This is a genomic window from Bradyrhizobium ferriligni, from assembly GCF_056837965.1.
On sequence record NZ_JBXEJO010000071.1, the window covers coordinates 17928 to 42856 of the forward strand.

The following is a 24929-nucleotide window of genomic DNA, read 5'->3' on the forward strand; positions in this document are numbered from 1 at the left end:
ATCCTCAGGGTTCGTTGGATCGGCGGTGGGGACCCGTGCTCTGGTCAATGCTCCGACCCACTCCGTTGCGGCCCGGGTGAGACCGCACAGGCAACCTTGCCGATGGGCTCGCTCGGAAGATTCGGGAGCAATGGTGGTGCGCTGGGCCCGCCCTGTGTCCATTAACTGCCTCTTACGCCAAATCGGGGAGATGCGCCGGATCGGCGCTTTTCAAGCCGATACTTGTCACCGCGGATGGATAATAACGGACGAACGATATGCAGGTGATCAAGGCTCCGGTTGCGACCGCCGAACACGCCACCTGATCCACGCGCCGAGCAGTTGCAGCTAGACACAGGACGTCCGTACGGAATCCGGGGCGTTGACTCGCTTGATATTGTTTAAGGATCCATTCCATTATCCTTCGCCAGATCGAGGAGAGATCAGCGGGACCGGTCAGTGTGGATAGGCATGTGACGTTATGAGGCTTAGCTGTCGATAAGCTGACAGGCCTTGGTAGAATTCCTTTGCAGCATGGCCGGGCAGTAGACTGTCGAGAATTTTGTCGTCCAGGACGATAGCGGCGATCCGGGTGAGAAGAGCGCGGCAGACAGGTTCTTCCGAGCCAACCCAAACCCGACAAGAAGGCACGGCGCAACACCAGAGCTTCCTTAGAAAAATCGAACGCTTCATCGAGACAAGCGTTGCCCATCGCTAAAGCCGATCTACTTCCAACTTGACGCGGCGCGACATGACCGGGAAGGGACCCGTGAACAAATTGTCCAACGCTACGATAGGCATCGCTTATTCGCTGCGCTTCGAATTTTCGGCGGTGCCGTCTCGGGCATCATCAGAATGGCACAGAGTCCGGCCGCGCTGGCGACAAGCATGTACCAGGCGGCGCGCCAGTGCGTTCCCGGTAACGTGGATCAGCCAGGCGACGACGAGTTGAGGTGTGCCTCCGAAGATCGCTATCGCAAAAGCGTAAATCGTCGCGAAGGCGCCGCCGCGAATGCTTTTGGGCAAACCTTCGGCCATGCTCACATAGAAGGCGCTGTACGGAACCGTTCCGATGAAGGTGAGTGCGCCGAGGCCTCCGAAAAGCGCGATGCACCCGGCTCTCTACGATCCACCAGAACACCGGATAGGTTACAGCAGCGCGGTGATCTGCGGCCATATCATGATGTGCCAGCGTCCAACCCGATCCGAGTACGAGCCAAGCACGATAGCCCCGATCGGTCTGGTTACGAAACCCGCGCCAAACGTCGCGAGCGACAGCATGAGGCTGGGCGAACGGGTCCCTCGCTGGGAGGAATGCTCGACCGATCTGGATAGCGAAAAAGCTATAAGTCCCGAAGTCGTAGAATTCGAGTATATTGCCGATCGTTGCGCCCAACACGGCGCGGCCGGTCAAACGTTCCCTCTGCCACAACCATGATGATCGGCTCCAGCCTCTCGCGAGTCAATTGTCTAGCCATCCTCGATCCGTCTCGAGCGCGGCCCTGGCTGGAATATTTCGCCAACCAAGTCTCGCGATAGCGCTCCACTCGCCACACGTCCATCTTGATGCGGCCGGTCTGCGCGCCGGTTTTTTCACATTGACATGAAGCATGCACGACGAGCCTCGACAATGTGTGCAATAAAAATGCCCGCCTCTTGCAGCCCCATTCAGGCATTGAACTGATCGCGGCAATCGTCAGCCAAAGATAGAGAAAGACGACCACTGCGGCAGCGGGGGGCGGACAGTCGTTGCGCTTTCGCGTGCAATGTCACGCCTGTGCCAACATTGGCGGGTGCGGAACAGGTAACGCCTTCTTTCAGACAGAAGTGCCGCCGCACGGGCAGCTTTGGTTTTTATTCGACCTTATCGCGTCTCGGGCTTTCTCCGCCGTGACCATGTTAGCGAACGCCTGTTAATTGACTACGCTGGCGTCTGGCTTCTGACGACTGCTGTTGGTCAAGGCTCCGCAATCTGCATGCGATTTGCCGTCATGAGCACTATTGAATGAAGGTATTGTAGATCGCCTTTCTGAAAGCCGCGATGATGCGAGTGTTCGGGCACTGGGTTAGGCGAAGCCTTCAACTGGCCTGATAAGTCGTTTCGCCCTGCATTCCTTGATCGCAGTGGCGAACGCATCTGCTGGCGCTTGCAGTGGGTTGGCTTGTGCGGGGATGGCTTGTCGATCGGGTTGCGGCCCGGGTCTCACCGCGACAGGCGGCGGCGCGGTCGCGACGTCGCTGGCCCATTAGTAGAGCAGCACAGTGGGCCGGTGATAACGGGGCAAAATTCTCTTGGATCAAGATGTCCACGAAGCTATCGGGGAAGACAAGCTATCTGCCTGCGAACCAGTTTCGCGAAGCGCTCCGCACGGAGACGGCGTACCGTGATGCATATAGATTGCACCCGAAGCGAACTTCGCGACGACGCCCGGCGTCTTTATGTTGTCTCGCTGATCGCTTGCCCCGCAGGATGCTGTCGAGCTCCCACATCAGCAATCAATGATCCCGCGCTCAGCGGCCATCCGGTACAATCCGTAGCATTGAGTTGCACTTGGGCGCGTTTGTCGGTGCCTGTGCGAGTCTGTTCGTTTCGTGCGAAATTCGTAGGGCGACTACAGGGTATTTTGTGCGAGTAAGTTGCGGAGCTAACCTCGGATGAAGCTGTCCGAAGACACTTCATGCAATCTCCGATGGCCAATTTATGTACGTCAAACGGCGACTCGCGTTTAGAATCGCTTCGCGCGAGGAGCGGACTATATCACCGAAGTGTGCCGTCCGGGACGACTCTGCATGGCAGCGAGCAGCAACATGCGAGCGGTACGGCCAAGGATCGGGCCCGAGTCGGTCGGCAAAGATGCGCCGAGCGGATCTGTCGTTTCAGGGATGGAGGTGCCAAAATGATCGTGCATGAAGGTCGGCGCACTGGAACTATTAGCCCCGTTTTGCTCTGGTCTGGCATCTATCCAGCCAGGTGCCCTCATCTCAATCAACCACCAGGCATGCTAGTTGACGATGGCGCTGCGGCGTAGTCCGTAGTGCTGATGGATCAGGGCTTGTGGACGCTTCTCGGGCCGCAGGCACGGACACGCCAAGACAGGCTATCAGCTCTCGGTCTGGAGAAACGATAGGAACCGCGCAGCCGACGACGCCCTTCACGTATTCCTCATTGGTCTTGGCCCACCCATGTTGGCGCGTCTCCTCGAGAAGCTTCAGGAGGTCTCGCAATCCACGATGGTGTTATCAGCGTACTGAGTCAGAGCGAGTGAGCGGCACGCCTTTTCACGCGCTCTCTCGGGTAATCGGCTCATGTAGATCGTTCCGGTCGAGGTGCAGTGAAGCGGAGCTGCCTCGCCGGGATTGAACTGAAGCCCCTGTGGTTGGGGCACGCGTACGCTGTCAATGTAAGTGACGAGATTGTCGCGCACGACACCGATCTCGCACTGTTCGCCGATCTCGCCGGCAACCGCGCGCAGCACCGCGTGCCGCCGCGCCGTGCGAGAAGCCACGCCGATGACTTTGGCGGACAGCATAACCAACTGATTGCCTACCACGTAGCGCTTCGATCCAAGCGCTTTCTGAAGGAGGCCGCGTTCTTCCAGATTTCCGACAAGCGGATGCGCCCAGCGCATCGAGCATGAATAGGCGGCCAGTGTTCCCTTTCCGGTGATTGGCGTCGATGCACGGACAGTCAGGCGAGTAAAGAAAGCGAGGCGGACGCCCATCGCTCATGAGCGGTGACCACTAGAAGCGCTGCCCGCCAACTTCAAAGTGTCACGACTGCGGATGGTTAGTTGGTGGCGAATCCGTCAACGGCGAACTCGGCCAGCCCGCTCCATTTCTGGCGAATTCGGTGCAGCAGTGCTCGAAAGGAGTCGCAAGTGCACGGCACGAACGGCGTCGGGAAACGCATCTCGGTGGTGAGGACGGCTGCTGGCGCCCTGTGACGCGGGGCACACCGAACGACAAAGCCATTAGAGCTGCGCTTGGCCGCAGTCATCACGCGTTGCCTGCGGCCCGTGCTCACAGCATCCACGAATGGCAAGAGCCAGTGGTGTTCGGTATCGAGGAGCGGAAAGTCTCATCGGCCGCCAAGATTGTTCCACCCGCCGCGCCCCCGACGGCGGCGGATTGCGCGTGCCACGACCGAGCGGGATGATTCCCCAGCCTCTAGGCAACGGTAAACACGGTGGCGTGCGCCGGCTAGGTAGCGGCGCGCAGCGTCAGTCATCCTTTGAGCGCGCGTTGGACTTATTGGGAGCAGCTTGCACCAGCAGCTTTACGCGGGAAGCGGCGCTACTGAACCTCTCCGCAATGAGAGGGCGCCTGGGCAGGCTCATTGAGGCCGGAAGTGTCGAATGGAACGTCCACGTCATTTTAGCGCCAAACGGTCGAGCCGGGGTTGTCGAGCAGTCGCTCGATGACATCGGTTGGCAAGAGACTCGGTCTGTGTGACTCGGTGCTGCGGCGCAGGACGAAATGTCCGGCGGGAGCCGGCAACGGCGAGTGGCGCCCCGGCCAGCAGGGCGGCACCGGCCAAGCGCCGAATATGTCATTGGCGGCCGAGCAGCATCACCTACAGCTGGACACCAGCACCAGGCGCGCGCTCGAGTTCCCGGGCAGACGCTTTCTTTCGGCGCGACTGCCGGCGCCATCCGCCAGCTCGACGACAACTGCGAGCCGCAGGCCGACATCATCTATACCTCTTACAGCTTGATGGCACCGATTGGAGCACGCGCCGGTAACGTTCTTCTCAACAGCGGGCCGCGCTCATCATTGGCCTGGCTGCAGCTAGGACATTGCCGACCATGGCGCTGCCGATCAATGCTGACGAGGTCACGGCCGATTTCGGATCACAGATCGCACTTGATCAATTGCCGCCACTTACCTCCGTACCGCGCTTCATGCTTGTAGCCTTTCCGAACGAATCAACGACTCCTGCTGTAACGCGAGCGGGAAACGGTATCTGGGCCGGATCACGATTCGGGAGTCGAGCGGCGTGTTGTCCTGCGACGATGGCAGCGATATTCTTCGCTGCGCCCATGGTAGCGACCGAACCGATTGGACGAATGAGAGGGGATGAGGATAGACGTGAGTAAGCCTCATTGGCGTCCGGCCAGCACGACCGACATTGCTGCAATCATCGCGATCGCAGAGCGCATCCATCCCGATCTTTTTGAGCGGCCTGACGTGTTTGCGGAGAAGATGCGGCTTTGTCCCGACGGCTGCCGCGTGCTCGTCGGGGACGAAGGGATAGTTGGCTACGGCCTTGCCCACCCCTGGAAGCAGTATCAGATTCCGCCGCTCGATTGCTTCCTAGCAAGCTTGCCCGACGATGCGGACTGCCTCTACGTGCACGACGTGGCCGTGTTGCCCTTCGCCCGCGGTGGTGTAGCGGCCGCCTATATCCAGACGCTCGAGCAACTCGCACGCTCGTCGGGTGCAGTTCTAGCGTTGGTCTCGGTCTATGCCACGCGGCCACTATGGGAACAGTTCGGCTTTCGGTCAGTCACGACGAATGCGGAATTGCGCGCAAAGTTAGCGTGCTACGGCGAAGCTGCGACCTATATGCTCTGGGATCTCGCTGCAGCGCAGTCTTCTCGCCCTCCCACGCCAATGACGCCATCAGAATCAGCTGATCAGGCACAGACCTAATCGTGTCGCGAGCAATCTCTCCGCGGACGGATTGTTCGAGTCTTCGAGGGTGGAAGATTTGTTCCTGTGTTATGGAAGATAATCTTACGTTGCAAGCGGGCTGAGAAATCAGCCGCAACGCGTACGTGGGCAACGAGGTAGAGTTGAATAACTTCGACCGCTGGCTCCAGGAAATCGACAGGATCACCGATAAGCAACGCGTTCTCTACGTTCACACGAAGTAGATAATATCCGACCCGCTGGGCCTGAACCTGGTCATCAGTGTACGGGCTTGGCAAAATTATTCCGATGCGTCTGCCATCGCCAAGGATTAAAGCATTATGGTGATCCAGGCAACGATACCTTGGCGGGCAGTTACCGCGGCGATTTGTGAGATTGTTTCGGCCCTACGCATTTCGTGAGTCCCTGTCGTTCAAGGACAATCAAGTCAGCCGCCGCGGTCCTTCTTCGCAAATACCTGATCGAAGCCCGAAGCCAACGAAGCTACCGGGATTGGGGATCCCCGCGGCCGGGAATTCGTGGCAGACCCACTCGGTCGCGGAGGCGTGCATCCATCTTCGAGCCGTCCATCAGGATGAATTGGGTAAACTGGCCGCGGCCGGCCAGCTTCAGAACGTCTCTACAGCCGCCATTAGGTTCGCGACGACGCCCAGCGCCTGCCCGCCGTCTTTGTCGTCGGCGACTCCGGAGGTCCACCTCCATTATCCTGTTGAGCGTCAGCAACGCGTCGGCCTTGTCGCGGCCAGGGCCGCTTGTCCGCCAAGTAAACGATTTGTATGTGCCCTTCATCCCACCATGCCGGCGGGGATGCTGCGATGCGTACGGCTGGACGCCCGGCCGGGAGCCAAGGCGAAAATAGGAGAAGCACCGCTCGTTGTCTGATGGCGATGTCCAATCGTGAATTGCGCGCCCAGTGCGGCGCGTGCGCATCAAGTTCGATATGCGGGTTAACCGGCATCCCCTGATCCCAAGACGGCAGAGATTGAGCTCGCGCAGCCGACAGAAGCATCCACGGCAATATCAAGTCTGACTTTCCGCACGGCGATGCAGCTCACGATTAATGCTATCCTTGACGCGACGGACTGCACGAACTGCAATTTCGTTCGGGCTTTGCCGCTGGTCGTCTTGCCGCCCATCTCAAAACTGTAGCGCCATTCGCCTGCCGACGCTTCATGCTGAATTGCGCGCCTCTGTGTTGCATAATTTCTTTCGACCTCACCACCGGCGTTTGCGCCGGTTCAGCACCGCGTCGGCCGAGTGCAGATTGAGGCTGATTCCTGAGGCAGCTGATCCAGCCCGCCACGGAATGCGGCCTTGGGGGCGCGCGTGACCAAGTAGCAATCTCAGCTGCCAGGATTGTGTCACCGAGGTATCGAGAATTTGGAATATTTCATCGCATTATTGAATGATGGGCTCGGCTTCACCTCATTGGCTGGCCTTAGCTTTCAAACGCGGCAGAAGCGGTTGATCGAAACTGTCGCGCCAAATGTCTTATGTGTCGTCGAACGGATCGATTTATTAGCTGCGAGCCGGGCGGTTGCCGCTTGAAGTCGCTGTAATTATGCATCGGCGTTTCGGTAAACCTGACCAGAGAGCAGTCTGGTTTAGCGATGGGAAGATAGACATCGAATAGAAGAGGATGCCAACCGAGGATGTAAGATTGAAATACTCAACTATTGCGTTTGGCTGCTCTCGACCTCTAGAGATCGTCTAACTTGAGCTCGCTCGGTCGGTCCAAACGTTACGATCGCGAATGGGCGCGTCGACCGCACCTTCCTGAGAACGAAGCGAGCCTTTTGATGAATAGTGGAGAGCCGGTGTGAGTGCACTCGTGTGGAATCAAATCGGGGATGCAAAAGAGCTGCACATAGTTGGGCGTCATTTGGCAACTATCGTGGTCGTAGGTCTTCTGGGGCGCACCGGCTCGGAGAACATCGCAGGGCCTAGCCAAGGCCTCTTCGGTGATACCCGCCTGGCATCAATCGGCGGCCTATTATCAGCGCTCTCAAAAAGGTTGCTCGGGGGCATTCAGGGCGGCCCTGCGCGAAAGGGCTGGGTGGCCGCCGAAATCGCAGGCGGAGATCGGCTTGTTTACAAAACCCTGCGAGCGGCTCAGAGGCCGTCGCATTCGGAGGTGTGATGTCTTCGGTCAACTCCATGCTTCACCTGGGTTTGAATCTTCATGGCGCTGGTGGGCACTCTGCCGCGTGGCGCTGGCCGGGCACAGATCCAGGCGCCTTTTTCGATATCGAGCACTACGTCCGGGCTGCGAAGCTTGCGGAGCACGGTCTGCTGGATGCCGTATTCCTCGCCGACACGCCCGCGATAAGTTCCGACATTACGCACCAGCCGCCGCTGAACGGGCTCGAGCCTACGTTGGTTCTCTCTGTGATTGCCCGCGAAACGGAGCGGATTGGGCTGATCGCGACCGCGTCGACAACTTACAATGAGCCATACAATCTCGCCCGGCGTTTTCAATCTCTCGATGTCATCAGCGGCGGCCGCGTCGCCTGGAACGCCGTCACGACCTCGAACTCGGCGACGGCTGCGAACTTTGGCGGTCATGAGATCGCACGAGCGGATCGGTACAGACGCGCCGAGGACTTCGTTGAAACCGTCCGTGCTCTCTGGCTGAGCTGGGGCGACAAGATGATCATCGCCGATCAGGCTGCGGGAGTTTACGCAGATCAAAGGCAATTCCGGCTACTCGACCCGGCTACGAATAGCTTCGGTATCCGAGGCCCACTTACGCATCCCGCTTCGTCGCAAGGTCATCCCGTCATCGTTCAGGCAGGCGGTTCGGAGCCCGGATTACGGCTTGGTGCCCGCAGTGCAGATGTCGTGTTTGCGGCAGCCGGGGACTTGGCAACGGCGCTGCAGGAGGCCGCGCGCCTGCGCGCGCTCTCTCGGCAATTCGGACGCTCCGCGGCTCCGCTCATCCTGCCAGGCCTGGTCACCTGCATCGGCGGAACCGAGGAAGAGGCGGCTCGTCGCAAAGAGCAGCTCGACGAGTTGCTCGATCTAGAGCGCGCCGTGGCCGCTCTTGCACGAAGCATGGGCGTGGCAGTCGAGAAGCTCAGCCTCGAAAGGACCATCCCGCAGGAGATTTTGCCCGATGCAGATAAGGTTCCGTTTTCTGTCGGCCACCATCGCACGATTGAAGTCCTCGCACGTCAAGGCCGGACGGTTCGCGAGATCATCAGTGCCGTTCAAGCGTTTGGGCATCGCCTGATCGTGGGCGCACCCGAGCAGATCGCGGATTCGATTGAGGCATGGTTCCGCGCTGGTGCGGTCGATGGTTTCAATATCATTCCGGACGTGCTGACGGATGGCACTCCGGCCTTTGTCGACAATGTGGTGCCCATCCTGCAGAAGCGCGGACTGTTTCGTAGAGAATATCGGGGACAGACACTGCGGGAGCATTTCGGGATTTCGATTCCTTTCGAGCCGGCAAGAGCCACAGCTGGCTCGCCGCTGTGACATTTCCTCAACACCAATGCTCCGGAGCCTGGATATGCTTTTACCGACTGCGCGACCCACGAGGCGTTTCACTGGCCAGTCGAGCCATCTAGCAAGAAAGATGGCGGCCACCCTTGCCGTGCTCTCAGGCCTGTCTCAATGGGCACCCAGCGTTCATGCTCAAGAAGGGGGAGCCGTGAAGCGGGGAGGCGTTATCCGTTATGGGCATTTTCAAGAGCCTGCCTGCCTGTTCGGCGGGTGGGTGCAGCAATGGTACCTGCAACGTCAGTACAGCGACAATCTGGTTGCTCGCAGCGACGACGGCAAGATTGCGCCATGGTTGGCCGAGTCCTGGACCATCTCCGACGACAAAAAGGTGTACACATTCGAGATAAAGCCGAATGTGAAGTTCACGGACGGGACTGCTCTCGACGCGCAGGCCATCGCTGACAATATCAACGGGTGGCTCAGCAATGACCCCGATCTTCGCAATCCCACTGCTGCTCCCTATCTTAGCGACAGCTTCGAATCGGCAAAGGCAATCGCTCCTCAGAGGCTGCAGGTAACCTTGAAGACGCCGTTCCAGCCCTTGCTCAATGTGTTCGCCCAATCCTCACAAGGCATTCTGTCGCCAACCGCGCTCAAACGTGGACTTGCGGTGAATTGCGAGAACCCGGTCGGCTCGGGTCCTTTCATCGTCGACAAGTGGCGCCATGGGCGGGAAGTCACCTTCCGCCGCAATCCTGACTACAATTCGGCGCCGGCCACCGCGAAACACCAGGGCCCGGCTTACGTTGACGGAATAAGCTGGAAGTTTCTGCCAGATCAGACTGTCCGATACGGCTCGCTGATCACAGGCGAGACCGATGCCATATACGATATCCCGGCCATTGCATGGAAAGACGCTAATTCCCGCTTTGGAGTATTGCGGCATATTACCGGCGGCACTCCTCTACGCCTTGCGTTGTATGCGGCCAGGCCTCCTTTTGACGACGTGCTCGTCCGCAAGGCTTTCGCTTATTCTACTGATCGAAAGGCCGCGGTTGACACGTCCTTTCTTGGCTCTTTGCCATTTGAAGGCAACGGTGCGCTAAGTCAAAGCTCGCCGGAATACCTGCACGAGCTCGGGCGGGCGTATGCGTACGATATTCGGCAAGCCAATCAGCTGCTTGATCGGGCGGGTTGGACTGAGCGCGACCGTAACGGCATCCGTGTCAAGAACGGCAATTCACTGACGGTGCGCATTTCCTATTCGAACGCTTTTCTGAAGCCCGATGGCGAGCAAGCCTTGCAAGTAATCCAGCAGCAGGCAAGGGCGGCCGGTTTTGACGTACGTCTTCAACCTACTAATCCCGCTGATTTCTTTGCCGGAAGAAACCTCGGCCCCGACGATTATGAAATCGTGCTGCTCTATTGGGTTGCACCCGGCGCCGAGATCTTCCGGATTTCATGGAAGCCGGACCAGAATGGTGAACCCAATCGATTCAATCCGTCGCGCTTCCAGGATTCGGCTCTTTGGGAGGTGATCCAAAGGGCGGAGCAGGATTTCAGCAGCGCTGAACGTACCGGTCTTTATCAGCAGGCCGAACGGAAGATCGTGGATGAGGCTCCTGTGATTGGCTTCACGGTGCTGGACGTGACTTTGGCCACCAGCCCCAATCTGAAAGACGTATGGCTGGACCACGGGTCGGTGGGCGAGCCCGTTTTTTATGACGCTCATTTTGATGAAAGGAAATGAGGCCGTGAATCCGCTTGTTTGGTTCGCGCGCCGCATACTCTCCGGCGTGACTGTCGTGTGGGCTGCAGCAACGCTTGCGTTCCTCATGCAGTGTTTGCTGCCAGGCGATCGCGCGCAAATCATCATCAATGTCCGGAGTGGTAACGTTGGGCCGGCGCCTCCGGCAGAGCTCGCAGCTGTCAATGCGCAATATGGATTTGATCAACCGCTCGTGGTTCAGTATGCGAATTACATATGGCGAATCCTGCACGGAGATCTTGGTGAATCATACCAGCAGCATCGACCCGTCGCAGGAATCATCGCGGAGCAGATTGGTCCGACTATTGTTCTGGCGATCGCCGCGCTGCTGACGGCCTGGGCTATTGCCATCTTGGCCACCCTGTTGATCGCCGGCAGAGACAACATATGGTCGAAGCTGCTCAGCGGCGCGCAAATCTTCCTGGCAACCGTACCGCCTTACTGGCTAGCTACAATTCTGCTCGTCGTCTTTGCGGTGAACTTGCGGATCTTTCCCGTTGTCGGGGAAAGTACTGCCATGGGACTCGTTCTCCCAACCCTTGCGCTGGCTCTCGAACTGTCGGGCTTTTTCGGACAAGTCGTTCTGAACGAGTTCACGCGCGTGCTCGAGCAGCCCTTTGTTACGTCCGCGCGAGCTCGAGGTATGAGTGATTTCGGCGTCAGACTTCACCATGTCCTACGTCATGCCGCATTGCCCGGCATTACGTTGTCAGGTTGGGCTCTTGGCAAGCTTCTTTCGGGGGCGATCTTGATAGAGGTCGTTTTCGCCCGCCAAGGCCTGGGTGGAGTTCTCGTCGCAGCGACGTCCTCGCGGGACGTTCCGATTGTCTCGGGAGCTGTTTTGATCTCGGCGTGCCTATTCGTCCTTCTTAGTGTGATTGTCGATCTGGCTTACCGGATGCTCGATCCGAGGATGAAGCTGACATGAGCAGGCTCGCGGAAGTCACGGGGTCTCAGCCGCTCAGAGAAGTCTTGGAATTCATCTGCCATGTTCCCTTCCGGGTTGCTGTTTCGCTTGCCATCATTGGCTTCTTTGTCCTCGCGGCCATCGCGCCAAAGGTGCTGCAGACGCACGACCCACTCGCTATCGATTTGAGCTCGTCATTGCAGTCGCCTTCGACCGTCCATTGGTTGGGTACAGATCAATTGGGCCGGGATCTCTACTCCCGTGTGCTGGAGGGGGCTGGCCAATCGCTTGCCATCGGACTTGGTGCGACCGCGCTGAGCATATCCGTTGCACTCATTCTCGGCGTCGCAGCCGCACTTTTCGGTGGCGTGGTCGACAGCATTCTCACCCGGATTTTCGACGTGCTCTTCGCAATTCCCACGCTCTTGCTCGCCCTGGTGTTCGTCACCGTCTTTGGGCCGTCGGTGCTGACTGAGGTCATAGCCGTCGGAATCGCCACGGCGCCAGGCTATGCGCGCATGATCAGGGGCCAGATGCTTTCTATCAAAGGTACCGGGTACGTGGAGGCAGCCAAGGCGCTCGGACATCCGTTTCCCCGTATCGCCTGGAGGCATATTCTTCCGAACACGATGAATCCCCTGACAGCTATGATGACAATCGGCGTCGGTCAGGCGATTATCTGGGCGTCAGGGCTTGCCTTTCTAGGTCTCGGCGTTGCTCCCCCGGCCCCTGAATGGGGCGCGCTGCTCAATGCCGGGCGCAACTATGTGATCTATTCCTGGTGGCTTGAGGTCATACCCGGACTGGCCGTGACGATCTTTGCCCTTAGCCTCACCATTGTCGGAGGCCACCTGCAGGACCGTCTGGAAGGAAAAGCTTGAATGTTGCAAGCTCCTCCCAGGCCTGTCTCGCGGCAGGCAGACCTCCTCACGGTCGATTCGCTGCGTGTCTCCTTCGGGCGAGACATCGCCACGAAAGCGGTCGTGCGCAATGTATCTTTCTCCTTACAACCGGGGCGGTGCCTTGCGATCGTCGGTGAGTCCGGCTCAGGAAAGAGCGTGACCGCGCGGGCTCTCATAGGCCTCGCCGGTCGCCACGCCAGGGTCCATGCACGCCAACTGAGCTTCGATGGGACGGACCTGATCGGCCTTAACGATCGTGGCTGGCGGCGCATTCGCGGCAGCGGGATTGGCTTCGTACTACAGGATGCACTCGTTTCGTTGGACCCGCTTCGCCGGATCGGCAAAGAGATTGGCGAGGGCTTACGCCTGCATGGTGCCGTATCATCACGCCAGGAGCTCGCACAACGCGTGATTGCTCTCCTCAAGCTCGTCGGCATCCCTGAGCCCGAGATCAAGGCTCAGCAACTGCCGCATCAATTGTCCGGCGGTCAGCGCCAACGGGCTCTCATCGCTGGAGCACTTGCGCTCGAGCCACGCGTCCTCATCGCCGATGAGCCGACCACCGCTCTAGACGTGACAGCGCAAGCTCAGGTGCTGGCACTGCTCGAGGAAACCAAAGCCCGGGGTAAAGCTCTGATCCTGATCAGTCATGATCTGGCGGTGGTCTCCCGCGTGGCGGATGAGGTCCTCGTTATGCGTCAAGGCGAGGTCGTCGAACGCGGTACCGCCGCTCAGATATTTGCAGATCCACGACATTCCTATACTCGTCAGCTGCTGGATGCAGTGCCATCAGGCCGGCCGCGCGGCTCACGCCTCTCACCATCGACCATTGGCGGACAAACGCCCCCACCCGTGCAACTGCTGCCGAGATCTCGTCCCATCGTGCTCGAAGCCACAAGCCTCGTGAAGCGGTTCAGCGGCCCGGATGGCGCTTTACGGGCGGCCGTCGACGGTGTCTCCTTCGAATTGCGATCCGGCGAGACATTGGGCATCGTGGGTGAGTCCGGGTCGGGAAAGTCCACGATGGCGCGCATGGTCCTGGCCCTCGAGGAACCCGACGAGGGCGCCGTTCAGTTTGAAGGAAAGGCTTGGACCAAGCTTGCCGAACGTGAACGGCGGGCTCGCCGACGGTCGATATCGATCATTTACCAGGATCCGCTTGGCTCGTTTGATCCACGTTGGACGGTCGGCGGCATTTTATCCGATAGCCTTTCGAGTAACGTCGAGACGTCGAGCAAGCGTCAGGAGCGCGTCATCGAGCTGCTCGATCTAGTCGGATTATCCCAGAGCCTGCTCGACCGGCGACCGATTGAGCTCTCGGGCGGTCAGCGCCAGCGCGTCGCGATCGCCCGCGCGATTGCACCAAATCCTGCCGTGATCGTCTGCGATGAGCCGGTTTCGGCGCTAGACGTCTCGATCCAGGCCCAAGTCCTGGACTTGCTCGGCGATCTGAAGGCTCACCTCGGCATGAGTTATCTCTTCATTTCCCATGATCTCGGCGTTGTTCGTCATATCAGCGATCGCGTCATCGTGATGCGCCAGGGGAGAATTGTCGACTGTGGCGATACTGATGAGATATTTCTGAATCCACTATCTGAATATACCAGGAGCCTTATCGCCGCCATGCCACGTCTTGTGCGCGATCCTGAGATAAGTCGTTCGTCAACGATTCTCGAAAGAGGCATCGCGTGAATGCTGCCGAATTCGACTTTCTGGATCATAAATAGCTGATCTTCGATCGCGGAGGTATTACCATTTTGCGCGCCGGTTTGGTTACGATTGCGCGCTCGTTCATCGCTCCGCCGGGCACAGTGTGTGGTTCGCGGTGGGGCGGCCGGCGCACGGAGCGGGCAAGTCGAGCTCGTACACTCCCTGTTCGCGACTCGACGGTTGGAACGTGCCGAATCCCTTGACTATGTGCCCCTTCTCGGCCATCGCGCGTCTCGCGAGCGAGCTCGGAACTTGGTTTTTTACGATATCCCTGCGAACCTGGTGCGGTCCCCGACAAGAGACGGCTCTTGTCAGGTTCAAAACACTTGGCGTCGATCCGACGATCTCGATTTCATCGCATTTATTCAGCCCCTTATTACAGCTGATCGGCTGGCACGGTCATTGCTCAGGTAATGCCGAGTATGGCGCTACATAGGCGATCACCTTCGGCCGCAAGCCGTGGCTTCATTTTGAGAAAGAAGCAAGAACGTGAACTTCGCGCATTCGGTTGACGGATGCATTTGCCGGGGGAGAGCCGTATCAAGCCAAATCGCATCTTTGGGCATATCGGCATAGTCGTTGAGCTTGCGTCGTTGACGGTGGCGGGCCCGGTGAATCATCGCAACAAGCAGTGGTGGAGGGGCCATGGTACATTCTGTCGACGCGCGCACCACCGCGGCCGCGAAGGCCCGCTGCACAATTGCTGCGTCATCGACCCATCGAGTCGCGGTTTGGCAGACGCCGGTGGGACAATCGCTTAAGCTTACCCGCACTTGCCGAGTGACAAGAGCTTCACAACGAGAAGCCCACTTGCAATCCGGGCAATATGGAATCGTCGACATGTCGCAAACGATCGACGCTAACATCGAGTGCAGCACAAATGAAGAATCAGAGAGCTGGGCCGGGCCGATAAAAAACTTTTCATCCGATGCAGAATTTGTTCGATACTGGAGCCGAGCTTCTGATCGGCCGCGCGCAGTGGCGGCCGTTGCGAGGCGAACTGAGGAGGCTATCAGAAGAACGGGGATTGGCCTGCAGCTATCCTCCGAGAACTTCAGCGGTCTCGACCTATCCGATTTCCCGTTGCGGCGCTGCACCCTCAATCGCGCGCAACTCTACGGAGCAACGTTAGATCGGGCAGACCTTTCAGGGGCGAACCTTATCTGTCCCGGGCTAGAGAGAGCAAGCTTCCGTGGCGCCAAGCTCGATTGTGCGTATATGCACGCGATGGCAGCACAAGTCTGCAACTTCGATGATGCCAGTCTGCGCAATGTAGTTGATGCGACCGGCAGTCTGTTTCACGGTTGCAGCATGAAAAGAACGCGTTTTGATAACGCGATGCTCAGTGGACTTCTCGCCTATCAATGCGACGCGAGTTACGCTGTATTCGATGGGGCGGAACTGCAAGGCTCGACTATTAATGAGTGCTTCCTTTCTTCCGCTTCTTTTCGCTTTGCCAAATTGAGCCAGGTCACGATCACGAAGACGTATCTTGCGGCTTGCTCGTTTTTTCAGTCAAGGGGTGACTGCTTATCGATCGTGCGTCCCACGTCGGTCGACGGCCTTGTCCTGGAAGGCGCTCATCTTCCGTATCTGAGACTCTCAAAGGTGAGCGGCCGGATTGCGGCGAGAGCACTGAGCGCCCCATTTGCTGATCTGCATCTGTCAAATCTTTCCAGGATGGAGCTTGAACAGGCAGAATTGACCGATGCACGGCTCCTGTCCGTAAACTTGTCCGACGCGAACCTCGTCGGTGCCGTGTTGAACGGTGCATCTATTCGTTCCTGCCAGCTCGATGGAGCGGACCTGTCCCGGGCATCAGGCGAAAGCATTTCGATAACAGAAAGCACCATGCGAGCCGCCAAGTTTACGGGCTTTCGTGGCCGCTGTGCGTTTATGCGCGACTGCGATCTTGAGAATGCAGACCTATCTCAGGCTTACCTCTACAGGTCGATACTTACCGGTGATCCCCCGCAATCAATGGCATTGGATCGCGCAAATCTCGAAGGATCCAATCTAGTGCAGGCATATCTCGCGGCGGGGATGACCGGCAGTAACCTCGAGGCTGCGCGCGTGGCGTACATTCGCATGAATCAATCTTCCTTGCGCGAGGCGAACTTGAGTGGAATATCCCCCTTCCAGGCAAGCTTCGTAAAGGTCGATTTTTCGGACGCAACGATAACCACATTCGAGCCGCCGTTCTTTGCAGATAGATGTCCGGGACTACAGGCCGCTCTGAAGCATGGTGCGCCGCGCGAACCGGAAAGCTATCTGGCTGAGTTGTCGTCGTTGATGAGACGTGGTCGAGCTGGATCGACCTGATTGTTTCAGAAGGCGCGAAATGAACACCTGGGAAATACAATGTCAGGCAGACTAGGCCGATTGGGACCGAGCCCCCTTCGTGAGGTGAGACATGAAAATCTCGTCGATGCTAGCTGGCCGTGCCGGTCGATGCGGCGTTCAGGGCAGGTCTTCCGTCGCCTGAGCGATGGGACAAGGCCGTCCTTGTGTTCAGAAGAACTGGATCAAGACACATGCATCTAGATTCCCTTTCAGCAGGCAGGGCCTTCCTCCGGGAGGTCGCGAGAACAGGCCAGACGATTGGCACGGTGCACACTTTGGGCGCTTTGCACCGCGGCCATGCAGAACTCATTAGAAGGGCGGCAATTGAGAATGACGTTGCAATCGTCACGGTCTACCCGAACAAGAGTCAGTTTGAGCCCGGTGTTAGCTACGAGTTCAATCTGGACGACGACATTGGGCTTGCGCTACGCGCGGGAGCGACCGCCGTACTTTCATCCAGCGATGCCGAGATGTTTCCGGCGGGCTATCGAACGTTTCTAACGCAAGACGACTATGATCTGCGTCTGGACGGGCCCGAGGAACACTTAAAGGAAGCAGTTACCGGTTCAATCCGCTGGATCTGCTATGCGCGGCCAACTCGCAGCTATTTCGGCTTGAAAGATATCGGTCAGGCGATCTTGGTGAAACGCGCCGTGGCAGACCTGCTTTTGGACTGCGAAATACGATTTGTGCCGACGGTGAGATATAGGAACGGCGTGCCGATTTCGTCGCGGCTTCGACGCTTTGGCCGCTCTGAGCTCGATGAGCTTTCGTGTCTCTTCATGGCACTGAACCATTTGAGGAAAGAGATCGCTAAAGGCGCGTCCAGCATCAAGGATCTAATAGCATCAGCCACATCTCTGATCACATTCCGACAGTTTAAACTCGATTTCGTTCGGATCGTGGACGCTGATAGCTTCGAAGATCTGGAACAGGTCAAGCTCCCTTTCATAATCATCGGTGCGGCAATGGCTCATGGCCTTAGGGTCTTTGATAGCATCTACGTTCCCGATCAGGATACGCTCCTGGAAGGTCCCGCGGATGTTTGGATCGATTTGCCTGAGGAGCCGTCGCCGAACCATCCTGCGTGAAAGCAGCATACGTCGCCATCGGCGCGTTGCAGATCGACTCAATTAAGGTGATCGAGCGGAATCAGTTCGCGCTCTCCTCTCGGATCCTGCTCATGAACGCGCCGCGACCCACTCCAGCCGTGCTGGAGCGCAGGGGCTGTGTTATGACTGCGCATCCTAGCTTTGCCGCACCGAAGGCAAATATCGAGAAAGTAGATCTGAAGGTCGGCACAGGCCGCAGCTTCCTCCGGATAGCGTCTGATCGAGTTGGCAATCCCACAGAGCGACTCGTGGCCGACCGTTTGATGTAGTAGCTCTAGTTCGAGACGCCAAGCAGATCTCGGCATAGCTCCGTCTGATGGACGATTAAGGCAGGTGCCACTTAAATTCTATTGGGCGCTACTTGGCGTTCGCGAGGCCGGTGTACAGCCGCGGAAACCATCATCGACAACGGTAAGCGGGAAGCCCAGTCGCACGGGTGCCCGCGAGGTCGGCGAGACAAGGAAGCCTTTTTCGATGAGCGTGTTTAGTACCGTTCTGGCCTGCCGTTCCTGATAACCTGTAAGCTCGGGAGCTTTGCCACGAGCATACTCGCCTGCAAGTAAGGCTTCGCGGAGAAGAGCCCAACTCCCTTTCGGGAGGCGGTCGGCCCGTATTTCTTCCTCACACCAGATTTCCATCCGTCGCTGAAGCTCGGTTGGTTCAAACGGCGATCGGGTTGTGGCGGATTGTAGCTCGTGGCTGGTGATATCAATCGATCTCGCGGCCCAGACGGTGAGGACGTCTTTCCTTATCTCGGCGGATCGTCCCTGAACGTGTAGTGCCCGGCTCGGATTTTCGCCCTGGCGCTTGAAGCATCACTCCGGCGGAGTATACGCCTCGTTGTTGGCATTCTCTAATCGAGTCCGGGCTTCCTTGTATTCGGCCTCGAACACGTCGGATGGCTTGTGAGGGCCTATTGCGGCGAGGTCCCCGCAAAGGATCTCCAGGTTCTTGTATTCACCAGCGAGCCGCATGGCCGTCGCCAGATGCTCATCCAGCTTCAACGCCGCGTAAACCGCCGGCACGATGCCGGCGACGAGCGCCATGGTGGCCGTGAGGTATTCGTACTTGTTGTCGCCTTTTAAGAGTTCCCAGCTGCAAGCGCGCCGAAGATGATCGCACTACAAGGAACACAATGCGCGTAGTGCGCAGCGCGCGAAGCCAGACCATGAGGGTGTTTGACGTATAGGCACCCTATTCCTAGCAATTGCTGCACGCCCCACTTCGCGGCGAAGCGCTCAAGTACCGCCGGATGAAGGACTGCCTAGCTCTGCACTTGACGTAACCCTTCGGTCCACTTGACTTGCCCCCCGCAAGCGACCGGGTTCGCACTCGTCGTGCTACGGACCAAGCGGATCCGGATCCAGCTTCGGGAATCTATCGTCTACCTTGATGCCGAAGCCGTCGGGCGTCTTGCCGTTGGGAAAGTTCTCGGCCGCATGCGCCATCCAACCCAGCGATGTCAAAGGGGCGGGCTTCGTTTTCCGGATAGCTACCGCCGACTTCGGAGTGGTTTCCGGCGAACCACACCTGCTGCAGGCAATCCGGATGCTTGAAATATCGCGCAAGGGCTGCCCCGCACATTCAGTGCGAGAGCGGGCCTTTGTCGGCACTTGCTGCGCCGGTTGTCGGTATTGAGACTCAACGCCAGAAACCTGACACTACGCGCCGCTACGGCGTGCCTGCTGGGCCTGCGAATTCACTTCGGCACGCGATTTGCTCTGTTCATGCATCATCACCAATCGCAGTGCGATGGTCTTCGGGACGGACACGGCGTTGGCGCTGGTCAAGCTGGAGCTCAAGGCGGTGTTCGGTTCGATCTTCCAGCGCTTTCCCGCGCTCCGCCTGACCGTGGAGCCCGAAGAACTGAAGTTGCGCAAGGAGATCATCCTGGCGGGTTCGAGAAGTCCCGGTGCTCTGGTGATGTGGTCGACGCCGCCGGGGATCGCGACCTTCTCCGCAATTTGCCGGCGCGCATGGCGCGCGCCGGTCAGATCAGTCAGCCAACAGGTAACCAGGATGGACGTGCAAGAAACCATGGCGGCATGCCGGGACGCCTTTGCCGAACTGGCGTCGCCAGCGTGCATCCACGACCCGTATCCGTTCATGCGGTGGTTGCGCGAACACGATCCGGTGCATCGCGCGCCGTCGGGCCTCTTTCTGTTGAGCCGCCACGCCGACATCTGCTGGGCGCTCGAGGCCACGGGCGATGCGTTTCGGGGACCGGCGCCGGGCGAACTGGCGCGCTATTTCCCGCGTGTGGCGACCAGCCTGTCGCTCAATCTGCTGGCGTCCACGCTGGCGATGAAGGATCCACCGACGCATACACGTCTGCGCCGGCTGATCTCGCGCGATTTCACCATGCGCCAGATCGACAACCTGCGGCCGAGCATCGCGCGCATCGTCGCAGCGCGCCTGGCCGGCATAACGCCCGCGCTGGAGCGCGGGGAGGCGGTGGACCTGCATCGGGAATTCGCGCTGGCGTTGCCCATGTTGGTCTTTGCCGAACTGTTCGGCATGCCCCCGGACGACATGTTCGGGCTCGCTGCCGGCATCGGCGCCATTCTGGAAGGCCTGCGCCCGCACGCCAGCGATCCCCAACTCGCCGCGGCGGACGCGGCCAGCGCCAGGGTGCTGGCCTACTTCGGCGACCTCATACCGCGCAAGCGCTCCGATCCCCGCCACGACATCATGTCGATGCTGGTCGGCGCACACGACGACGATGCCAACACGCTGTCGGATGCGGAGTTGATCGGCATGCTGTGGGGCATGCTGCTGGGCGGCTTCGCCACCACTGCTGCGGCCATCGACCATGCGGTCCTGGCTATGCTGGCTTATCCCGAACAGCGGCACTGGCTGCAGGGAGACGCCGTGGGGGTGAAGGCATTCGTCGAAGAAGTCCTGCGCTGCGATGCGCCCGTTATGTTCAGCTCCATTCCGCGTATCGCCCAGCGCGACATCGAACTGGGCGGCGCGGTGATCCCGAAGAACGCGGACGTGCGCGTGCTGGTCGCCGCTGGCAATCGCGACCCGGACGCCTTCGCCGATCCCGACCGCTTCGATCCCGCGCGGTTCTACGGCACCAGTCCTGGCATGTCGACCGACGGCAAGATCATGCTGAGCTTCGGCCACGGCATCCACTTCTGCCTCGGCGCGCAACTGGCCCGGGTGCAGTTGGCCGAGAGCCTGCCGCGGATCCAGGCGCGCTTCCCCACGCTGGCATTGGCCGAGCAGCCGACCCGGGAACCCTCCGCCTTCCTTAGAACGCTCCGCGCGCTGCCGGTGCGGCTGCATGCGCAGGGGGGCTGAGATGCGCGTCGTGGTCAACCAGGATCTGTGCGGAACCAGCGGGCAGTGCGTGCTGACACTGCCGGGCACCTTTCGCCAGCGCGAACCGGACGGCGTGGCCGAAGTGCGCGTGGCGACGGTCCCGCAGGCGCTGCACGCCGCCGTGCGGCTCGCGGCCAGCCAGTGTCCGGTCGCCGCCATTCGGGTCATCGAAAGCGAGGCTGACGATGACGAGCCCGCCAGCGCCGACCCTGCACCTTCTCCGGCGGAGGCCGAGCGGCATGCCGCGAAAGACCAACGCAATCCAGGAGGACACGATGGGACGGTTTAAAGACAAGGTGGCCGTGGTGACCGGCGCCGGCGCCGGCATCGGCAAGGCATGCGCCCTCGCCATCGCGCGCGAGGGCGGCAGAGTGGTGGTGGCCGACATTGATGGCTCGGCGGCCATGGCCTGCGCCGCGCAGATCGCGGCCGAAGCGGGCCACGCGCTGGCGCTGGCCATGGACATCGCCGATGCGCAGGCGGTGGCAGCGCTGTTCGAAACGGCGGAGCGGCAACTCGGTGGGGTCGACCTGCTGGTGAACAACGCGAGCGCCATGCATTTGACGCCGCGCGACAGCGCGATCCTCGACCTGGACTTGGCGGTCTGGGATCAGACCATGGCGACCAATCTGCGCGGCACGCTGCTCTGCTGCCGGCAGGCCATCTCACGGATGATCGGCCGCGGCGGTGGCGCGATCGTCAACATGTCGTCGTGCCAGGGGCTTAGCGCTGATACCGCGCACACGTCCTACGCCGCGTCGAAGGCGGCGATGAACATGCTGTCGGCTTCGCTCGCGACCCAGTACGGTCGTGCGCAGATCCGCTGCAACGCGGTTGCGCCGGGTCTTATCATGACCGAGCGTCTCCTCGTCAAGCTGGACGAGGGTATGCAACGGCATCTGCGCCGGCACCAGCTCCTGCCGCGCGTCGGCCGCCCCGAGGACGTCGCCGCGCTGGTGGCGTTCCTGCTCTCCGACGATGCCGCGTTCATCACCGGCCAGGTCGTGTGCATCGACGGCGGCATGTTGGCGCATGTGCCCACGTACGCCGACGGTGGCAACAGCCGCGCCGCGCGGCCTTCCGGCGAGACCGCCGAAGCGGACGCGTCGCCGCGCTGCTGATGGACATGCTGCTCAACCCGTTGAACCGCCGGCATCGGCTGCGACACGACATCCCGGTCGTGCCCGGCGCTTTCCCCTTGGTCGGGCATCTTCCCGCCATCGTCTGCGACTTGCCGCGCCTGCTGCGGCGCGCGGAACGGACGCTGGGCAGCCACTTCTGGCTGGATTTCGGCCCTGCCGGACACCTGATGACCAGTCTGGATCCGGATGCTCTCGCACTGCTCCGGCACAAGGACGTGTCTTCGGCGCTGATCGAAGACATCGCACCGGAATTGTTTGGCGGAACGTTGGTCACCCAGGACGGCATCGCGCACCGGCAGGCGCGCGATGCGATCCAGGCGGCGCTTCTACCCAAGGGGCTGACCCAGGCCGGCATCGGTGAGCTGTTCGCGCCCATCATCCGGGCGCGCGTGCAGAGGTGGCGCGACCGCGGCGACGTAATCATCCTGCGCGAAACCGGCGATCTGATGCTCAAGCTCATCTTCAGTCTCATGGGAATCCCCGCGCAGGACCTGCCGGGATGGCATCGCGAGTACCAGCAACTGCTGCAGTTGATCGTCGCGCCACCGGTCGACCTGCCCGGACTGCCGTTGCGGCGCGGCCGCGCCGCCCGCGACTGGATCGATGCGCGATTGCGCAAGTTCGTCCGCGCCGCGCGCGAACATGCCTCCCGCACCGGGTTGATCAACGACATGGTGAGCGCCTTCGATCGCAGCGACCATGCGCTTTCCGATGACGTCCTGGTCGCCAATATCCGCTTGCTGCTGCTTGGTGGTCACGACACCACCGCCTCGACGATGGCCTGGATGGTGATCGAGCTGGCGCGGCAGCCTGGGCTGTGGGACGCCCTGGTCGAGGAGGCGCAACGCGTGGGCGGGGTGCCGACCCGGCATGCGGACCTGGCGCAGTGTCCGGTCGCCGAGGCGCTGTTCCGCGAGACGCTGCGCGTGCATCCGGCGACGCCGCTCCTAGTGCGTCGCGCACTGCGTGAATTGCGCCTCGGCCAACGGCGCATTCCCGCGGGCACCGATCTGTGCATCCCGCTGCTGCATTTCTCCACCTCGGCGCTGCTGCACGAGGCGCCTGATCAGTTTCGGCTGGCGCGGTGGCTGCAACGCACCGAGCCGATCCGGCCGGTGGACATGCTGCAGTTCGGTACCGGCCCACACGTCTGCATGGGCTACCACCTGGCATGGCTGGAACTGGTGCAGTTCTGTATCGCCTTGGCGCTGACCATGCACGAGGCCGGGGTGCGGCCGCGGTTGCTAAGCGGCGTCGAAAAAGGCCGGCGCTATTACCCGACCGCACATCCGTCCATGACGATCCGCATCGGATTCTCATGAGCTGGCATCGCATGCCCCTGTGGCGACGGCGCCGGCGACGCGCAGCATTGCTGCACTCGGTGCGACGCCGACAACACCCCGGCGGCGCGCGGCTCGCCGTGGCGGTCTCCTGTCAAGGACAAAAACAACATGCAGACCGGTTCCATGCCACAGGACGACAGAACTGATGATTCCGCGCCCGGCGGATCGGGCACGCAGGCGCGCGGCGCATCCGGCGCGCTGCTCCCCGAGATCTGGATGCAGGACGGCGCAAAGCGGGTCGAACTGGAGCTGGCGCGTCTTCTCTGCGCCGAACATGACGGTGAGACCGAGCTGATGGCGGCGATGCGCTACGCCACCTTGCATGGCGGGAAGCGTACCCGCGCCTTGCTCTGTCTGGCTGCCGGCGCACTGGCCGACACACCGGCGCACATGCTCGACGAGGTCGCCGCCGCCATCGAGATGATGCACGCCTGTACCCTGGTTCACGACGATCTGCCCGCGATGGACAACGACGTGCTTCGCCGCGGCCGTCCGACCGTGCACGTCAAGTTCGGCGAAGCTACTGCGATCCTGGTCGGCGATGCGCTGCAGGCGCACGCCTTCCTGACCCTGGCGAGCCTGGATGCGCCGGGCGACAACCGTATCGCGCTCGTGCGCGAATTGGCGCAGGCGGTGTCCGCCGAGGGTGCCGCAGGCGGGCAGGCCATGGATCTGTGGCTGGTTGGAAAGCACGTCGAGCTGGACAGGATCGTGGCGATGCACCGGAAGAAGAGCGGAGCGCTAGTGCGCGCGTCCGTTCGCATGGGCGCGCTATGCGCAGTCGCGGATGATGCCGCGCACGCTGCGCTGTACTGTGCGCTCGATCACTACAGCGCTTGTTTCGGCCTGGCGCTGCAGGTGATCGACGACATTCTCGACGTGACAGCGGATACCGCGGCGCTGGGCAAGACCCAAGGCAAGGACGTGGCGGCGCAGAAGCCGACCTGCGCGTCGATCATGGGACTGCAGGCAGCACGCCAGTTCGCGCTGGATCTGTTGCGCGATAGCGGGGAGGCTATCGCGCCGCTGGGGCCGCGTACGGAGCGGTTGGCGCAAATCCTACAGCGGACCAACGCGTATCTGTTCAAGCACGCGCCATCCGCATGAGCGCGCCCGTCCGCATGGAGGCGTCCCCGTGGCGTTGCGATCGGCCGGCGGCAGCGGTGCATGCTGCACTGTGTCCCGAGTTCGCGCCGCTGATCGCAGCGGTTGGCCAGCATTGCCGCTGCGCACGTGGCGCGCCGCGCGCAAGCCTATGCGGCCGTCCGGCGCTGCTCAGGCGCCGGGCCGCGAC

The 24929-nt window shown here is 60.4% G+C and carries 18 protein-coding genes and 1 pseudogene; 15 read left to right on the forward strand and 4 right to left on the reverse strand.

Features of this window, described 5'->3' with window-relative positions:
- Nucleotides 1-783: 783 nt before the first annotated feature.
- A complete protein-coding gene (locus AC1VNY_RS33070; protein WP_482408315.1) occupies nt 784-1017 on the reverse strand; it encodes a hypothetical protein in 234 nt (77 codons plus the stop codon).
- Nucleotides 1018-3045: 2028 nt separating this feature from the next.
- Nucleotides 3046-3599, reverse strand: a pseudogene (locus tag AC1VNY_RS33075) (IclR family transcriptional regulator); the annotation flags it as partial.
- Nucleotides 3600-5067: 1468 nt separating this feature from the next.
- On the opposite strand from AC1VNY_RS33075, the gene AC1VNY_RS33080 reads away from it, so the two are divergent.
- The 10 genes from AC1VNY_RS33080 to AC1VNY_RS33125 all read left to right on the forward strand — a co-directional run bounded on the left by AC1VNY_RS33080 (nt 5068) and on the right by AC1VNY_RS33125 (nt 18089).
- Nucleotides 5068-5631, forward strand: coding sequence for a GNAT family N-acetyltransferase (locus tag AC1VNY_RS33080; protein WP_482408336.1), 564 nt, complete (start codon nt 5068-5070; stop codon nt 5629-5631).
- Nucleotides 5632-7011: 1380 nt separating this feature from the next.
- The gene (locus AC1VNY_RS33085; RefSeq protein ID WP_482408316.1) at nt 7012-7179 is read left to right on the forward strand and encodes a hypothetical protein; all 168 of its coding nucleotides are present in this window, start codon (nt 7012-7014) and stop codon (nt 7177-7179) included.
- 591 nt (nt 7180-7770) lie between these two features.
- Complete coding sequence (locus tag AC1VNY_RS33090) at nt 7771-9111, forward strand: NtaA/DmoA family FMN-dependent monooxygenase (protein ID WP_482408317.1); 1341 nt, start codon at nt 7771-7773, stop codon at nt 9109-9111.
- A gap of 100 nt (nt 9112-9211) precedes the next feature.
- On the forward strand, nt 9212-10828 hold the full coding sequence (locus AC1VNY_RS33095) for an ABC transporter substrate-binding protein (RefSeq protein WP_482408318.1): 1617 nt from the start codon (nt 9212-9214) through the stop codon (nt 10826-10828).
- Nucleotides 10800-11774: an ABC transporter permease gene (locus tag AC1VNY_RS33100; protein WP_482408319.1), complete on the forward strand. Its 975-nt coding sequence runs from the start codon at nt 10800-10802 to the stop codon at nt 11772-11774. Before AC1VNY_RS33095 ends, AC1VNY_RS33100 begins: the two co-directional genes overlap by 29 nt.
- A complete protein-coding gene (locus tag AC1VNY_RS33105) occupies nt 11771-12634 on the forward strand; it encodes an ABC transporter permease (protein ID WP_482408320.1) in 864 nt (287 codons plus the stop codon). The genes AC1VNY_RS33100 and AC1VNY_RS33105 overlap by 4 nt, the downstream gene beginning before the upstream one ends.
- Nucleotides 12635-14347, forward strand: coding sequence for a dipeptide ABC transporter ATP-binding protein (locus tag AC1VNY_RS33110; RefSeq protein WP_482408321.1), 1713 nt, complete (start codon nt 12635-12637; stop codon nt 14345-14347). It begins immediately after the preceding gene.
- 858 nt (nt 14348-15205) lie between these two features.
- Nucleotides 15206-16687 carry a pentapeptide repeat-containing protein gene (locus AC1VNY_RS33115; protein WP_482408322.1) on the forward strand — a complete coding sequence of 494 codons (1482 nt, stop codon included), beginning with the start codon at nt 15206-15208 and terminating at the stop codon, nt 16685-16687.
- Between the two features lie 212 nt (nt 16688-16899).
- On the forward strand, nt 16900-17799 hold the full coding sequence (locus AC1VNY_RS33120) for a pantoate--beta-alanine ligase (RefSeq protein WP_482408323.1): 900 nt from the start codon (nt 16900-16902) through the stop codon (nt 17797-17799).
- Nucleotides 17796-18089 (forward strand): hypothetical protein, encoded by a 294-nt coding sequence (locus AC1VNY_RS33125; RefSeq protein WP_482408324.1) that lies wholly within the window; start codon nt 17796-17798, stop codon nt 18087-18089. Before AC1VNY_RS33120 ends, AC1VNY_RS33125 begins: the two co-directional genes overlap by 4 nt.
- A 546-nt stretch (nt 18090-18635) precedes the next feature.
- Here AC1VNY_RS33125 and AC1VNY_RS33130 read toward each other — a convergent pair.
- Together AC1VNY_RS33130 and AC1VNY_RS33135 are read right to left on the reverse strand one after the other, a co-directional pair.
- Nucleotides 18636-18866 carry a hypothetical protein gene (locus tag AC1VNY_RS33130; protein WP_482408325.1) on the reverse strand — a complete coding sequence of 77 codons (231 nt, stop codon included), beginning with the start codon at nt 18864-18866 and terminating at the stop codon, nt 18636-18638.
- Nucleotides 18867-19197: 331 nt separating this feature from the next.
- Entirely contained in the window at nt 19198-19404 is a 207-nt protein-coding gene (locus AC1VNY_RS33135) for a phospholipase effector Tle1 domain-containing protein (protein WP_482408326.1), read from the reverse strand.
- Nucleotides 19405-19839: 435 nt separating this feature from the next.
- On the opposite strand from AC1VNY_RS33135, the gene AC1VNY_RS33140 reads away from it, so the two are divergent.
- From AC1VNY_RS33140 to AC1VNY_RS33160, 5 genes are all read left to right on the forward strand, one after another.
- Nucleotides 19840-21129, forward strand: coding sequence for a cytochrome P450 (locus tag AC1VNY_RS33140; RefSeq protein ID WP_482408337.1), 1290 nt, complete (start codon nt 19840-19842; stop codon nt 21127-21129).
- A 1-nt stretch (nt 21130) separates the two neighbouring features.
- Nucleotides 21131-21439, forward strand: coding sequence for a ferredoxin (locus AC1VNY_RS33145; RefSeq protein ID WP_482408327.1), 309 nt, complete (start codon nt 21131-21133; stop codon nt 21437-21439).
- Nucleotides 21426-22271: an SDR family oxidoreductase gene (locus AC1VNY_RS33150; protein WP_482408338.1), complete on the forward strand. Its 846-nt coding sequence runs from the start codon at nt 21426-21428 to the stop codon at nt 22269-22271. The genes AC1VNY_RS33145 and AC1VNY_RS33150 overlap by 14 nt, the downstream gene beginning before the upstream one ends.
- On the forward strand, nt 22271-23614 hold the full coding sequence (locus AC1VNY_RS33155) for a cytochrome P450 (RefSeq protein ID WP_482408328.1): 1344 nt from the start codon (nt 22271-22273) through the stop codon (nt 23612-23614). Before AC1VNY_RS33150 ends, AC1VNY_RS33155 begins: the two co-directional genes overlap by 1 nt.
- A 129-nt stretch (nt 23615-23743) precedes the next feature.
- Entirely contained in the window at nt 23744-24742 is a 999-nt protein-coding gene (locus tag AC1VNY_RS33160) for a polyprenyl synthetase family protein (protein WP_482408329.1), read from the forward strand.
- Nucleotides 24743-24929: the final 187 nt, after the last annotated feature.